We start from the raw sequence: 13,818 nt of genomic DNA on the forward strand, positions 1-13,818 counted from the left end.
GACAGCGCACCGATTCCGAGGAGGACCGCACGTGAGCATCATCGCCGCCGCAGACGGATCAGCGCTGGGCAACCCCGGCCCCGCGGGCTGGGCCTGGTACGTCGACGACGAGCGCTGGGCGGCCGGCGGCTGGTCGCACGGCACGAACAACATCGGCGAGCTCACGGCGGTCCTCGAACTGCTCCGCGCCACGGCGCAGGAGAGCGAGCCCGTCCACATCCTCTGCGACAGCCAGTACGCCATCAAGGCCTGCACCGAGTGGCTGCCGGGCTGGAAGCGGAAGGGCTGGCGCAAGGCCGACGGCAAGCCGGTGATGAACGTCGAGATCATCAAGGCGCTCGACGAGGAGCTGCAGGGCCGCGCCGTCACCTTCGAGTGGGTGAAGGGCCACGCCAACCACCGGATGAACGAGGCCGCCGACGTGCGCGCCCGTGCGGCGGCCACGGCCTACCAGCGTCGCACCGCCGTCGACGCCGGCCCGGGCTGGCCGGGTGCGGCTCCGGCCGTGACGCCCGCCGCCGAGACCGAGGACGCCCCCGCGACCCTCTTCTGATCGACGACCCACCGCCGCGCTCAGGGCAGCCGCAGCACCCCCGTCGCGACCAGCTCGCGCACCCGGGGCAGCACCGAGTCCAGCACCGCCGCCTCCTCCACGTGCAGGAGCGACGCGACCGCGGCCGTGATCGCCGCGACCGACAGCTCGCCGTCGCAGGCGCCGACGACCGCGGCGAGCGCCGTGTCCGCCTCCTCGACCCGCGCGAGGCCGCCGCCCTGGCGCAGCCGCAGCACCGTCGGATCGTCGTTGCCCGGCCAGTAGTGCCGCTCCTCGGTGACGTCTCCCGCGACGACGAGGGCCTGCCGCGCGAGCGCCGCGTCGTCCAGCCGGGACAGCCGCTCCTGCGCGTCGAGGCAGTGCGCGAGGTGCCCGCCCAGCCCCGCGGTCGCGACGGCCCCGTCGAGCCGCTCCAGCCGCCGGATCGGCGGGCGCGGCGACGCGGGCAGGCGCAGGGTGACGTAGCCGAAGCCCACCCCGGTCACGCCGCGGCGCTCGAAGTCCTCGAGCCAGGCGTCGACGAGCGCGTCCGACTCCGCGCCGCGGGTGGTGCCGCCGTCGCGGATCCAGGTCTCGGCGTAGATCGCCGGGTCCTGCTGCTCCCGCTCGACGATCCAGACGTCGAGCGGCGAGGCGGTCCCGTCCATCCAGGCGGCGAGTCCGGCGTGCCCGGGCTCGAGCGCCTGCTCGAGCGGGCTGCGGTCGTCGGCCAGCCACGCGCCGACCCGGTCGAAGGCGTCCGCGTCGGCCCGGTACTCCCAGTTGCCGAGCAGCTGCGCGACCCCGCCCGGCACCAGGTGCTCGGCGGCGCCGACGATCACGCGGCGGACGATCTCGTCGCCCTCCAGCCCGCCGTCGCGGTACTCGTAGGCGGGAACCCCGGCCGTCCGCGGGGTGATCACGAACGGCGGGTTGGTGACGATGTGGTCGAAGCGCTCCCCCGCCACCGGCTCGTAGAGGCTGCCGTGCCGGAACTCGATCGAGTCGATCCCGTTGAGGGCCGCGTTGAAGGCGGCGATCGCGAGGGCGCGGTGCGAGATGTCGGTCGCGACGACGCGGTCGGCGTGCCGCGAGGCGTGCAGGGCCTGGATCCCGCAGCCGGTGCCGAGGTCGAGGACGCTGCCCACCGGTCGCTGGATCATCAGCCCGGTCAGGGTGAGGCTCGCCCCGCCGACGCCGAGCACGTGGTCCTCCGCGAGCGGGCGGCCGAGTGCGAACTCGCCGAGGTCGGAGGCGATCCACCAGGAGGCCGCGCCGCGCAGGTCGACCAGGTCGTAGGGCCGCAGGTCGAGCGCGGCCGTGACGACGGCGCCCGCCTCCGAGCGCACGAGTCCCAGCTCGAGGGCGCCGTCGACGCCGAGGGAGGGGAACGCCGCCTCCGCCTCCGCCGTCGGCACGGGATCGGCGAGCAGGAAGAGCCGGGCGAGCGCGGCCAGCGGACCGCGGTCGCCGGCCCGCTCGAGCGCCCGCCGTGCCGGGACGCGGTCGCCGCGGCGCAGCGCCTCGCCCGCGGCCTCGCCCCAGAGCTCGCGGACGGCGTCGACGCGGTAGCGGGCACGGGAGAGGTCGTCGCCGAGGAGCGCGATGCGGGCTCGGTCGAGCTGGTCTGCTGGCTGCACCGCTCCATCCTCGTGCACGACCGCAGCGCGCACGACGCGGGAGCGGTGCGCATCATCAGCCGAGAAGCGGGCTCATCGCCCATCGTCGATGAGGGACCTCGACAGCTGACGTTGTGCGCGCAATACCATCGACTCATGCCCCTCACCGGAGAATACGAACCGAGCACGTCCGCCTGGGCCCGCGAGCAGGCGGAGCTCTACGAGGCCACCGGCGGCGCGGAGGGCAACCTCCTCCGCGGCAAGCCGATCATCGTCCTGACCACGGTCGGCGCCCGCAGCGGCAAGCTGCGCAAGACCGCGCTGATGCGGGTCGAGCACGACGGCGCCTACGTCGTCGTCGCCTCGAAGGGCGGCGCGCCGGAGCACCCGGTCTGGTACCTGAACATGGTCAAGGAGCCGCACGTCGAGCTGCAGGACGGGCCGGTCAAGAAGGACTACACCGCGAGCGTCCTCGAGGGCGACGAGCGCGCCGCCTGGTGGGAGCGCGCCGTCGCGGCCTGGCCCGACTACGCCGAGTACCAGACCAAGACCGACCGGCAGATCCCGCTGGTCCTGCTCACGCCCTGGTCCTGACCGGTCTCACTCCGGGGCGGCGATCGTCGTCTCCGGAGCGCCCCCCGGATCCACGCGCGCCGCGATGAGCGCGAGCACCCGCGGGTGCGACAGCAGCACGAAGTGCCCGACCACCGACACCGCGATGTTCTCGCGCGCGCCGGCGAGGCGGCTCCCCCCGGGGATGTACTGGTCGCGCATCCCGTAGATCGAGACGATGCGGGAGTCGGCGTCGCGCTCGGCCAGCAGCGTGCGGATGACCGGACGGTGCGGACCGAACTCCCGGAGCGCTCGCGCCGGCGCGATCCGCGCGAGCGGTGAGCCGTTGAACGGCGTAGAGACGGCGATCATGCGGTCGATCCGGCCCTCGTCGCGGTCGTCGACGACCATCATGTGCTTGCCGATCAGCCCGCCCTTGCTGTGCGCGACCACGATCACTCCGCGCAGGTCGCGCTCGCGCAGGTACTCCTGACCGAGGGCGGCCGAGGCGACGATCGGCCTGGTGTTGTAGCCGAGCGCCGGCAGCACGTGGATCGGGTGCCCGGCCGCGTGCAGCCGGTCGGCGATCGGGCGGAGGAACTGCCAGGTCTCGTAGATCCCCGGGATCAGCAGTACGGGCGCGCCGTCACCCGAGGCGTAGCGCGAGACGTCCCAGCCCTCGCGCAGGTGCGTGAACCGCGACCCGTAGGCGTAGCGGTAGTCGCGCAGATAGGCGGTGCGGAGGGAGGAGGAGCGCCGAGGGCGCCCCTGCTCACGCGCCGGCATACGCGGCTTCGAGGGCGGCGACGTCGAGCCTGGTCATCCCGAGCATCGCCTGCAGAGCGCGGGCGGCGCCCTCCGCGTCGGAGCCGCCGAGCACGGCCCCGAGGGCCGTCGGCACGATCTGCCAGGACAGCCCCCAGCGGTCGCGGAGCCAGCCGCAGCGGCTCTCCTGCCCGCCGTCGGCGATCAGCGCGTCCCAGAGCCGGTCGACCTCCGCCTGCGTCTCGACCGAGACCGAGATCGACACCGCCTCCGAGAAGGGGAAGCCGGGGCCGCCGTTCATCGCCTGGAAGAGCTGCCCGTCGAGCTCGAAGCTCACGACGGTGACGGTGCCCGGCGAGGGCGAGCCCTCGGGCAGCACCTCGGTGCTCAGGATCCGCGAGTTCGGTACGAGCTCCGTGTAGAACTCGGCCGCCTCCTTCGCCTGGTCGTCGAACCACAGGAACGTGCTGACTGCACCCATGCCGGCCTCCTCGTCGACCCCCAGTGTGCCCCGCCGCGGGCCGGAGCGTCAGAGCGGGTTGACGCCGAACGCGGTCGCGAGCTTGTCGATCTTCTTCGCCCGGCCCAGGCGCGGCAGGTCGCTGCCGTCGCGGATGACGCGGCCGCGGGCCTCGAAGTCGTCGAGGAAGTCGCGCGCCCAGGCGACGTCGGACGGGGTCGGGCTGATGACCTCGTTGATGACCGCGAGCTGCTCGGTGTCGAGGCAGAGCTTGCCGGTGAGGCCGAGCGAGACGGTGAGCGCGGACTGCTCGCGCAGCACCGGGTGGCTGTTCGAGACGGTCGGGCCGTCGATCGGGCCGGGCAGGTCGCCGATGCGCGAGGCGACGACCAGGCGCGAGCGCGGGTAGGCCATCGCCAGGTCGTCCGCGCTGGTGCCGGTGTCGCGGCGGTAGTCGCCGCTGCCGAAGGCGAGGCGGAAGCAGCCGCGGGCGCGGGCGATCGACACCGCCTCCTCGATGCCGAGGGCCGACTCGACCAGGGCGAGCACGGGGGTCGAGCCGCCGAGGCGGTCGAAGGTCTCGGTGACGTGCTCCCCCGCCTCCGTCTTGGCGAGCATGACGCCGGCCAGGCCGGGCAGCCCCTTCAGGGCGTCGACGTCGTCGGACCAGAACGGAGTGGAGTGGTCGTTGATGCGCACCCACGCGCGCTTCTCGCCGCTCAGCCAGGCGGCGACGTCGGCGCGGGCCTCCGGCTTGGCCTTCGGGTCGACCGCGTCCTCGATGTCGAGGACGACCTGGTCGGCGCGCGAGGCGTGCGCGGCGTCGAAGGTGTCGGTGCGGGTCGCATTGACCAGCAGCCAGGAGCGGGCGATCTCGGGAGCGACGTCGCGCCCCTTGCGCGTCAGGCCGGCCCCGGCGGTGGTGGCGGAGGAGGTGGTGGGCAGCGTCACGTGAGTGGATCCTTCCGGTGGCGCGGTCTTCGCACCGCGAGCCCCGCCGCCGAGCGACGGTGCCGGGATCCAGGGTAACGGCTCGGGCGCGGGCCGACGGCGCGCGTCAGCGCTGCCAGAGCGTGACCGTCGCGGTCGGCACCGTCGTCGCTCCGCCCGCCGTGAAGCCCTCCTCCGCGAGCCAGTCGAACGCGCCGGGGTCGGTGGCGGGCGCGGCGGCCCAGACCCGCCGCTCGCCGGCGAGGGCGGAGCGCAGCGCGTCGCCCTCGAGCAGGACGTCGGAGTACGTGCCGGTCGTGGCGTAGGAGCGCTCGAGGGCGACGTCGTCGAGCCCGGCGAACGCGGCGGGGTAGGCCGCGAGGGCGATCCGCGGCCGGAGCGACACGGTGCCGCTGTCGCCGAGCAGGAACGCGTCGCCCGGCAGCGCGCCGTCGCGGACGGTCCGCGCGAGGGCGCGCAGATCCTGCCCGGCCGGCTTGCCCGTCTCGGTGCGCATCAGCACGAGGGCGGGCAGGGCCGCCACGGCGAGGGCGCCGACGAGCACGCCCGCGGTCGCACGACGCCAGGAGTCGAGGGCCAGACCGAGCAGCATCGCCAGCGCCGGCGAGCTGAGGCCCAGGTAGCGCGGCGTGAACATCGGCTCGATCAGCGCGGTGCCCACCAGCAGCACGGCCGCGGGCAGGAGCAGCCAGACCGCGAGCACGAGCACGAGCGGAGAGCGGACCCGCCGCCCCCGGAGTGCCGCCACCGCCAGCACCGCCACGGCGAGCGCGGCCAGCCACCACGCGGCACCGAAGAACGACTCGACGACCACCGTGTAGGCGTTCACCGGCTGGGAGCGCAGCCAGCCGATCTGCCCGCTCTGCCCGGCCGCCGCGAGCAGCACCGGGCTCGCGACCCCGATCGAGAGCGCGGCGCCGAGCAGACCGGCGACCACGGCGGCCCGCCGCCGCTCCGCCACGAGAACAGCCAGCAGCACGAACGCGGGGAGCACCAGCGCGTCGTACAGGAAGACCAGGTTCGCGAGCCCCGCGACCGCGACGAACGCCACCCAGCGCAGCGCCCCTCCGTCTCGCGCGGCCCGGACGATCAGCACCGCCGCCCAGACGACCAGCGCGGTGGCGAGCGCGGACGAGCGCGCCTCCGTCCCGCTGAACGAGGTGCGGGGCAGCAGCACGAACACGACCGCCGCCGCCAGCGCGGCGCGCGGCCGCCCGAGCGAGCGCAGCAGCACCAGCACCCCCGCCGCCGCGACCCCCACGGCGAGAGCCGAGGGCGCGCGCACGGCGAGCTCCGACTCCCCCGCCACCGCGATCCAGCCGTGCATCAGCAGCGCGTAGGCGACGTGCACCGCGTCCTTCTGCTGCGCGAAGGCGAGCAGCTCGGGCAGCGGCAGCCGGGCGAGGCGCAGGGTGGCGGCCTCGTCGTTCCAGTAGGAGGGGATCCACGAGCCGACGAGGGTCAGCAGCGTCGCGGCGACGAGCACGACGGCCGGGAGCACGACGGCCGGGAGCACCGCGGCCGCGCCGATCGACGGGCGTCCCGCCTCCACTCCGCTCGCCCCTCGCACCGTCCCACCGTAGGGGCGGCCGGCCCGCTCAGAGCCCGGCGCGCTCCGCGACGCCCGCCGAGAACGCGGCCTGCCCGGCGTGCTGCGTGTCGTCGTCGACGACCGAGACGAGCCGGACGCCGAGCGTCACCGGCGGGTCCCAGTCCTCGTCGACCACGCGGGCCAGATCGGCGTCCTCGAGGGTGTCGAGGTAGGCGAGGGTCTGCTCGTGCACCGCGTCGTAGTACTCGGCGAGCATCTCGGCCGGCACCGCGGCGAGCGCCGCCACCTGGGCCGGCTCCATCCCGTAGCCGTTCGTCTCGGCCGGGAACGGCAGTCCGGATCTCCCGTGGAAGCCGCCGGAGATCCAGACCTGCTCGCGGCCGGCCAGCGGTGCGAGGTGGTCGTCCTGCACGCGCGTCAGGTGCCAGACCAGCCACGCGGCGGAGTTCGCCTGCGCGTCGGCCCGGAAGCCGAGCCGCTCGGGCGTGCTGTCGTCGAGGACGGCGTGCACGGTGCCGTGCACGCGGTCGAAGGCGTCGCGGAGGAGATCGATGGCTGCAGTCATCCGGCCAGTCTCCTCGGCGTCGCACCCCCGCGTCACCCCCTCCCGCCCGCTCGGAGGATCCCCGGAGGCGGGTGGCGGATAGTTGCTCCGTGACCTCCGGATCCTCGAACCTGGCGACGACGCCGTGGCTGACCTCCTACGCGGAGGGCGTGCCCGCCGAGATCGACCCGCCCACGCAGACCCTCGTCGATCTGCTCGAGGACTCGGTGGCCCGCTACCGGCGCGGCACCGCGCTCGAGTTCTTCGGCGCGACGACGAGCTACGCCGAGCTCGGCGAGAAGGTGGCGCGCGCTGCGGAGGGCCTGCGCCGGATCGGCGTGCGCCCCGGCGATCGCGTCGCCCTGGTCCTGCCGAACTGCCCCGAGCACGTGATCGCGTTCTACGCCGTGCTGCGGCTCGGCGCGATCGTCGTCGAGCACAACCCGCTCTACACTCCGCGCGAGCTGCGCCGGCAGTTCGAGGACCACGGCGCCCGCGTCGCGGTGGCCTGGAACAAGGTCGCCGACGTCATCGCCGCGCTGCCCGCCGACCTCGGCGTCGAGCGCGTCGTCTCCGTCGACCTCACCGCGTCGTTCCCGCTCGGCAAGCGCCTCGCCCTGAGGCTGCCGCTGGCGAAGGCCCGAGAGGCGCGCGCCAAGCTGACCACGAGCCCGCGCACCCGCTCGCTGATCCCCTTCGACCGCCTCCTGAGCGGCCGGCGGATCGCCCGCTCGCACCCGCGCCCGACGCTCGCCGACACGGCCCTGCTCCAGTACACGAGCGGCACCACCGGCACGCCGAAGGGAGCGATCCTCTCGCACGCCAACCTCCGCGCCAACGCGCTGCAGGGCCAGGCCTGGGTGCCCGGACTCCGCGAGGGCGACGAGACCTTCTACGCGGTCCTCCCCCTCTTCCACGCCTACGGGCTGACGCTCTGCCTCACCTTCGCGATCAGCATCGGCGCGAAGGTCGTGCTCTTCCCGACCTTCGACGTCGCTCTGGTGAAGGCCGCCGCGAAGTCGTCGCCGCCCACCTTCTTGCCCGCCGTGCCGCCGGTCTACGACGCGCTGGCCCGCGCCTCCGAGCGCGGCGAGCTCGACCTGCGCAGCATCCGCTTCGCCATCTCCGGCGCGATGAGCCTCCCCGTCGCCACCGTCGACCGCTGGGAGCGCGCCAGCCGCGGGCTCCTGGTCGAGGGCTACGGGATGACCGAGAGCTCGCCCGTCGCGCTCGGCAACCCGGTCGGCCCGAGCCGGCGGCCCGGCACCGTCGGCGTGCCGTTCCCGAGCACGCGGATCCGCCTGGTCGACCCGGCCGACCCCACCGTCGACCGCGGCCCCGGCGAGTCGGGCGAGCTGCTGCTGCAGGGGCCGCAGGTGTTCCAGGGCTACTGGAAGCGCCCGGAGGACACCGCGGCGACCCTCCTCCCCGGCGGCTGGCTGCGCACCGGCGACATCGCGACCGTCTCGGCCGACGGCTTCGTCACGATCGTCGACCGCGCGAAGGAGCTGATCATCACGGGCGGCTTCAACGTCTCGCCCTCCGAGGTGGAGGGCGTGCTCGAGTCGCACCCGGACGTCGTGCGCGCCGCCGTCGTCGGACTTCCCCGTGCCGAGGGCGGCGAGAGCGTCGCGGCCGCGGTCGTGCTGCGGGGCGGAGCTGTCGTGGAGGCCGAGGCGCTGCGCGACTTCTGCCGACTGCACCTCACCGCCTACAAGGTGCCGAAGCGGGTGGTGACGGTCGACGCGCTGCCGACCTCGCTGATCGGCAAGGTGCTGCGCCGCGAGGTGCGCGAGACGCTGCTGGGCTGAGCCGGCCGGCACTCCCGGCGGCTCGGAAGGACTCGAAGAAGGAGAACGACATGACGCGATTCGTGCAGTACACCGAGAACGGCGGCCCCGAGGTGCTCGAGGTCGTCGAGGCGCCCGAGCCCGCGGCCCCCGAGGGCGGCGTCGTCGTCGCGATCCGCGCGGCCGGCGTGAACCCGATCGAGTGGAAGATGCGCTCCGGCCTCCGCCCCGGGCCGCCCTTCCCGCGCCGCCTCGGCTCGGACGGCGCCGGTGTCGTCACCGCCGTCGGCGCGGGCGTCTCCGACTGGAGCGTCGGCGACGAGGTGATCGTGAGCAGCGCGGTCGGGACCTACGGCGAGTCCGTCGTCGTCGCGCCGGAGAACCTCGACCGCAAGCCCGCGGGCCTCGGCTTCGAGGAGGCTGCGGCGCTCGGCGTCCCGATCAGCACGGCCTACCAGGCGGTCGTCTCGCTCGGCGTCGCCGAGGGCTCGGTCTTCCTCGTGCACGCGGGTGCCGGTGCCGTCGGCCAGGCCGCGGTGCAGTTCGCGGCGGAGCGGGGCGCTCGGGTGATCGCGACGGCGAGTCCGGCCAACCACGAGCGGCTGCGCGAGCTCGGCGCCGAGCCCGTCGCCTACGGACCCGGCCTCGAGGAGCGCCTGCGCACCGCGGCTCCCGACGGAGTGGACCGCGTGCTCGATGCGGCCGGCACCGACGAGGCGATCGCCGTCTCCCTCGCGCTGGTGAGCGACCCGCAGCACATCGGCACCGTCGTCATCGGCGGGCGGGCCGCCGAGCTGGGCATCCGCGCCTGGATGGGCGGCAGCCCCGTGCCGCTGACCGACGAGGAGAAGGCGCTGCGCCGCGAGGGGATCCCCCGCGCCGCGCAGCTCGCCGCCGACGGCCGCTTCTCGCTCGAGCTGGGCCCGCGCTTCGGCCTCGACGACGTCGCCGAGGCCCACCGCCTCAGCGAGGACGGCCACGTCCGCGGCAAGATCCTGCTCGTCCCCTGACCCCCTTGCTGATCGAGTAGCCCGCGCAGCTGGCGTATCGAGATCCCCGCCTCCGTCCTCGGGCAGGCGGGTCTCGATACGCCCCTGCGGGGCTACTCGACCAGCAAGGATCGCGGACGTCTCTCCCGGCGCGACCCGCCCAGGATGCTGCTGCATGCTGATCGAGTAGCCCGCGCAGCGGGCGTATCGAGATCCCCGCCGACGAAGGAGTCCCGCCATGACCACCGACGACACCACCCCCGTCATCCTCGGTGGCGCGCGCACCCCCTTCGCCCGCTTCATCGGCGCCTTCGCCCCGCTCTCCGCCGTCGACCTCGGCGCCGCCGCAGTCCGAGCGGCCCTCGCCCGCTCCGGCGCCGACCCCTCCGGCATCGACGCCGTGATCCTCGGCCAGGTCATCCAGGCCGGCGCCGGTCAGGGCCCCGCCCGGCAGACCGCGATCCGCGCCGGCCTCGGCTGGGACGTCCCCGCCACCACGATCAACAAGCTCTGCCTCTCCGGCCTCACCGCCGTCATCGACGCCGCCCGCCTGATCCGCACCGGCGAGGCCTCCGTCGTGGTCGCGGGCGGCCAGGAGTCGATGACCAACACCCCGCATCTGCTCCTCGGCGCCCGCTCCGGCCTCGGCGTCGGCGCGCGGCCGCTCGAGGACGCCCTGCTGCACGACGGCCTCCTCGACCCCTTCGACGACCGGATGATGGGCCGGGTCACCGACGACGGCAACGCCGAGCGCGGGATCCGCCGCGGGCGCCAGGACGCCTACGCCGCCCTCTCGCACCAGCGCGCGGCGGCGGCCCGCGACTCCGGAGTGCTCGCCGAGGAGATCGTGCCCGTCGAGGTCCCCCAGCGCCGCGGCCCGGCGGCGGTCGTCTCCGAGGACGACGGCATCCGCCCCGAGACCACGGTCGAGATCCTGGCGGGCCTCCGCCCCGCCTTCAGCCCCGAGGGCACCATCACCGCGGGCAGCTCCTCCCCGATCACCGACGGCGCCGCCGCTCTCGTCGTCGCGAGCAAGGGCTGGGCCCTCTCGCGCGGGCTGCCCTGGCTCGCGGAGATCGCCGAGCACGGCCAGGTCGCCGGCCCCGACAACTCGCTGCACTCCCAGCCGTCCGCCGCGATCCTCCACGCCCTCGCCCGCCGCGGCGGCACCGTCGCCGACCTCGACCTGATCGAGATCAACGAGGCGTTCGCCTCGGTCGTCCTGCAGTCGGCCGACGACCTCGGCCTGCCGCCCGAGTCGGTCAACCTCGACGGCGGCGCCATCGCCCTCGGCCACCCCGTCGGCGCCTCGGGCGCCCGCCTCGCCCTGCACCTGGCCCTCGCCCTGCGCCGTCGCGGCGGCGGCCTCGGCGCCGCGGCCCTCTGCGGCGGCGGCGGCCAGGGCGAGGCCCTCCTCCTCCGCGCCTGACCCCCCTCCGCGAGATGCCACTTGTGCACGCTTCTCGCGGCGTGTCGCGTGCACAAGTGGCATCTCGCGGGAGGGTCAGCGACCCCGGCTACGCTCGCGGGATGAGCATTCTCAGCGCGGACGGCCTCGAGTTCGTGACCCAGCGGCACCTGGCCACCCTGTCGACTCCGTGGACGCAGGGCCGGCTGCACGTCGTCGCCGTCGGCTTCACCTACGAGGACGGCGTCGTCCGCGTCATCACCTCGCGCGAGAGCCAGAAGGTCCTCAACGTCCGCCGCGGCGGCACCGCGACCGTCAGCCAGGTCGACGGCATCCGCTGGCTCAGCCTCGGCGGCCCGGCCTCGATCGAGGAGGACCCCGACGCGGTCGCGCACGCCGTCGAGCTCTACTCCCAGCGCTACCGGACGCCCCGCGAGAACCCGCTCCGCGTCGCGATCCGCATCGACGTCGACTTCGCCCTCGCCTCCTCGGGCCTGCGCGCGGAGTAGCCCCGTGCACTCCCCCGACGCGCTGCGGGCCGACGGCGCCGTCTCGTCGCTGCGGACCTACCGCTACGTCCGGGTGTCGCTCGTCGCTGCGGTGCTGTTCCTCGCCGTCGGAGTGACGTGGCACCTGACCGCCGTCGGCCCGCTGCGCTCGATCAGCGCCGCCTACTACACCCCGGTCCGCCCGGTCTTCGTCGGCGCGCTCTTCGCCGTGTCCACCGCCCTCATCGTGCTCGCCGGGCGCAGCCTCCGTCGCGCCCTGCTCGTACTCGCCGGCTTCACCGCGCCCGTGATCGCGCTGATCCCCGCGCCGATCCCCTCCGCAGAGCTGGAGCTGCTGACGGGCACCGGCTGCCGCGCGGGCGCCGCTCGCTGCCAGGCCCCCGGAGCCGCGGAAGAGATCGCCGTCGGGATGCTCGCCTACCTCGTCGTCGCCGCCGTGATCCTCCTCGCCTCCGTCGGCTTCCTCGCGCTCGACCACGAGCTCGACCGCGGAGCGCTCCTGCGCGCCGGCGCCGCGGCCTCTCTGCTGGCCGGCCTCGCCGTGCTCTCGACCACGGCGTTCTTCGCCGACGTCGCGCACTACGCCGCCGCCGCGCTCTTCTTCCTGCTGATCGCCGCCGTCGCCGGGATCCACGCCCACGCGGTGCGGTCCCAGGGGATCCGCGGCCCGGGCTCGCCCCGCGCCTACTCGATCGCCTACTCGGTCCTCGCCGCCCTCCTCGCCGCCGTCGACGCCGCCGCGATAGTCCTCCTGCTGACCGGCCGGGCCTCGGCCCTCCTCGGCGACCAGTGGCTGCTGATCGTCGAGGCCGTCGCCCTCGCCCTCTTCACCGCCTTCTGGATCCTGCAGACCACCGAGAACTGGCGCGACCCGGACGCGACGGCCCGCTGAGCGATACCACGATCCCAGCGACGGAGCGTTCGATCGCGACGGCGGCTGTGGTGAGCACGACCACCGAGAGGGCTACGAGGCTCCTCTCAGCAGTGGTCGAGGACCTATCGATCCGCCGGAGAAGGCTCCGCGACCCTACGCACCAGCGTCACGAGCCCACACCGAGGGGATCGATGCGGCACCGCTGCAGCGCCTCCCGACCCGCGTCCTCCTCGGCGAATGGGTAGTCGTCACGCGGGACGTCGTTCGCGTAGTCGGACGTCGAGTACGACGACGGCACGACACCGGAGCGGCTCAGGCACTCCACGATCAGCGTGGTCTCATCAGCTCGATCCGGGTTGCGATGGGTCCAGCTGGAGAGCGCGCCGATCTCGGTCTCGCCCGAGCTGCGCGAGCAGCCCTTCACATCTTCGTAAGCGGCGTCGGCGTCGGTCTCCGGAGCGAACGTCAGGTGGAACGACCCGTCGAGCGCGTACTCGTCGATGCCGTAGCCGAGACCCGCGACGCACCTGGTGAAGCGGTCGATCATCTCCGCGCGCTCCTGCTCCGAGACCACGCCGTCCTCGATGACGGACCTGGTGAAGTCGTCCGTCCGCCCGGTCGTAGGAGGCGGCGAACTCAGATCCCCACGGACCGCTGAACGCAGGGGCATCGCCTCGCGGTGCGGACTCGCCCGGAGACGGCAGAGGCTCCGCGCAGCCGGCCAGCCCGAGCACCAGCACCGCGCCGACCAGCAGGAGTGGCTTCGTCTTCGACACGTCGATCGATCGGCTCAGGGTGGGACACGGGTGCTCCGTCGCCTTGCTCCGTCGAATCATGTCTCTGCCTGCTTTCCGGCACCGTCGGTGCCGCTCACCGATGACGTGCGTCCGGAAACCATACGTGTCTGGTCCACCGACGGCTCGCTCGGCGCGGGATGCAGCGTCGCCCCCAGCGACCAACACTCTCGCCCCGAGCAGCAGTCCTTCAGCGGCGGAGCAACCGGCCGACCGGAGCCACTGGGCGGCCGCCTCAGTACCGGCCGAACGGCTTCCGGGGGAACACAAGTGCCGGCAGGCGCGAGCTGGGGCTGACGCAGAAGGCCCGCTCCCCCGAGCGGGCCCTGCCACGGAAAACGCAGAAGGCCCGCTCTCTCGAGCGGGCCTTCCGTGTAGTGGTGGATCCGAGGGGATTCGAACCCCTGACCTCTTCATTGCGAACGAAGCGCGCTACCAACTGCGCCACGGACCCGTGCCTTCCGAGCCGTCACCGGCCC

General features: G+C 74.1%; 14 protein-coding genes and 1 tRNA gene. 7 read left to right on the plus strand and 8 right to left on the minus strand.

Translation table 11 applies throughout. The annotated features are described in order from the left end of the window. Positions 1–31 precede the first annotated feature (31 nt). Entirely contained in the window at positions 32–553 is a 522-nt protein-coding gene (locus GSU72_RS14010; protein WP_159985614.1) for a ribonuclease H, read from the plus strand. 20 nt (positions 554–573) lie between these two features. Here GSU72_RS14010 and GSU72_RS14015 read toward each other — a convergent pair whose 3' ends face one another. Continuing rightward, positions 574–2,172, minus strand: a complete 1,599-nt coding sequence (locus GSU72_RS14015) for a methyltransferase (RefSeq protein WP_159985615.1) — start codon at positions 2,170–2,172, stop codon at positions 574–576. Between the two features lie 135 nt (positions 2,173–2,307). On the opposite strand from GSU72_RS14015, the gene GSU72_RS14020 reads away from it, so the two are divergent. Then, positions 2,308–2,745, plus strand: a complete 438-nt coding sequence (locus tag GSU72_RS14020) for a nitroreductase family deazaflavin-dependent oxidoreductase (protein WP_159985616.1) — start codon at positions 2,308–2,310, stop codon at positions 2,743–2,745. Between the two features lie 6 nt (positions 2,746–2,751). Here the strand turns inward: GSU72_RS14020 and GSU72_RS14025 are convergent, their stop codons facing one another. The 5 genes from GSU72_RS14025 to GSU72_RS14045 form a co-directional block, all read right to left on the minus strand. After that, a complete protein-coding gene (locus GSU72_RS14025) occupies positions 2,752–3,489 on the minus strand; it encodes an alpha/beta hydrolase (protein ID WP_159985617.1) in 738 nt (245 codons plus the stop codon). Further along, positions 3,476–3,949 carry a VOC family protein gene (locus GSU72_RS14030; RefSeq protein WP_159985618.1) on the minus strand — a complete coding sequence of 158 codons (474 nt, stop codon included), beginning with the start codon at positions 3,947–3,949 and terminating at the stop codon, positions 3,476–3,478. Before GSU72_RS14030 ends, GSU72_RS14025 begins: the two co-directional genes overlap by 14 nt. Before the next feature lie 48 nt (positions 3,950–3,997). Then, the gene (locus GSU72_RS14035; RefSeq protein WP_244256132.1) at positions 3,998–4,873 is read right to left on the minus strand and encodes a CoA ester lyase; all 876 of its coding nucleotides are present in this window, start codon (positions 4,871–4,873) and stop codon (positions 3,998–4,000) included. Positions 4,874–4,985: 112 nt separating this feature from the next. Then, complete coding sequence (locus GSU72_RS14040) at positions 4,986–6,449, minus strand: glycosyltransferase family 39 protein (RefSeq protein ID WP_159985619.1); 1,464 nt, start codon at positions 6,447–6,449, stop codon at positions 4,986–4,988. A 28-nt stretch (positions 6,450–6,477) separates the two neighbouring features. Next, positions 6,478–6,996 carry a DinB family protein gene (locus tag GSU72_RS14045; RefSeq protein ID WP_159985620.1) on the minus strand — a complete coding sequence of 173 codons (519 nt, stop codon included), beginning with the start codon at positions 6,994–6,996 and terminating at the stop codon, positions 6,478–6,480. 89 nt (positions 6,997–7,085) lie between these two features. On the opposite strand from GSU72_RS14045, the gene GSU72_RS14050 reads away from it, so the two are divergent. The 5 genes from GSU72_RS14050 (at position 7,086) to GSU72_RS14070 (ending at position 12,563) form a co-directional block, all read left to right on the plus strand. Beyond that, a complete protein-coding gene (locus GSU72_RS14050; protein WP_159985621.1) occupies positions 7,086–8,786 on the plus strand; it encodes a long-chain-fatty-acid--CoA ligase in 1,701 nt (566 codons plus the stop codon). 50 nt (positions 8,787–8,836) lie between these two features. Then, positions 8,837–9,775, plus strand: coding sequence for an NADP-dependent oxidoreductase (locus GSU72_RS14055; protein ID WP_159985622.1), 939 nt, complete (start codon positions 8,837–8,839; stop codon positions 9,773–9,775). Between the two features lie 217 nt (positions 9,776–9,992). Further along, positions 9,993–11,183, plus strand: a complete 1,191-nt coding sequence (locus tag GSU72_RS14060) for an acetyl-CoA C-acyltransferase (RefSeq protein ID WP_159985623.1) — start codon at positions 9,993–9,995, stop codon at positions 11,181–11,183. Positions 11,184–11,284: 101 nt separating this feature from the next. Further along, positions 11,285–11,671, plus strand: coding sequence for a pyridoxamine 5'-phosphate oxidase family protein (locus GSU72_RS14065; RefSeq protein ID WP_159985624.1), 387 nt, complete (start codon positions 11,285–11,287; stop codon positions 11,669–11,671). 4 nt (positions 11,672–11,675) lie between these two features. Further along, positions 11,676–12,563, plus strand: a complete 888-nt coding sequence (locus tag GSU72_RS14070) for a hypothetical protein (protein WP_159985625.1) — start codon at positions 11,676–11,678, stop codon at positions 12,561–12,563. A 148-nt stretch (positions 12,564–12,711) separates the two neighbouring features. Here the strand turns inward: GSU72_RS14070 and GSU72_RS14075 are convergent, their stop codons facing one another. Together GSU72_RS14075 and GSU72_RS14080 are read right to left on the minus strand one after the other, a co-directional pair. Next, positions 12,712–13,119, minus strand: coding sequence for a hypothetical protein (locus GSU72_RS14075; RefSeq protein ID WP_159985626.1), 408 nt, complete (start codon positions 13,117–13,119; stop codon positions 12,712–12,714). A gap of 598 nt (positions 13,120–13,717) precedes the next feature. Next, positions 13,718–13,793 (minus strand) — tRNA-Ala (locus tag GSU72_RS14080). Positions 13,794–13,818 lie beyond the last annotated feature (25 nt).

It is taken from the genome of Rathayibacter sp. VKM Ac-2760 (assembly GCF_009834185.1).
Taxonomy (GTDB): domain Bacteria; phylum Actinomycetota; class Actinomycetes; order Actinomycetales; family Microbacteriaceae; genus Rathayibacter.

Coding starts and splice junctions, on each gene's coding strand:
- GSU72_RS14065 (WP_159985624.1), top strand. CDS start 11,285: ATGAGCATTCTCAGCGCGGACGGCCTCGAGTTCGTGACCCAGCGGCAC.
- GSU72_RS14055 (WP_159985622.1), top strand. CDS start 8,837: ATGACGCGATTCGTGCAGTACACCGAGAACGGCGGCCCCGAGGTGCTC.
- GSU72_RS14020 (WP_159985616.1), top strand. CDS start 2,308: ATGCCCCTCACCGGAGAATACGAACCGAGCACGTCCGCCTGGGCCCGC.
- GSU72_RS14030 (WP_159985618.1), bottom strand. CDS start 3,949: ATGGGTGCAGTCAGCACGTTCCTGTGGTTCGACGACCAGGCGAAGGAG.
- GSU72_RS14060 (WP_159985623.1), top strand. CDS start 9,993: ATGACCACCGACGACACCACCCCCGTCATCCTCGGTGGCGCGCGCACC.
- GSU72_RS14025 (WP_159985617.1), bottom strand. CDS start 3,489: ATGCCGGCGCGTGAGCAGGGGCGCCCTCGGCGCTCCTCCTCCCTCCGC.
- GSU72_RS14045 (WP_159985620.1), bottom strand. CDS start 6,996: ATGACTGCAGCCATCGATCTCCTCCGCGACGCCTTCGACCGCGTGCAC.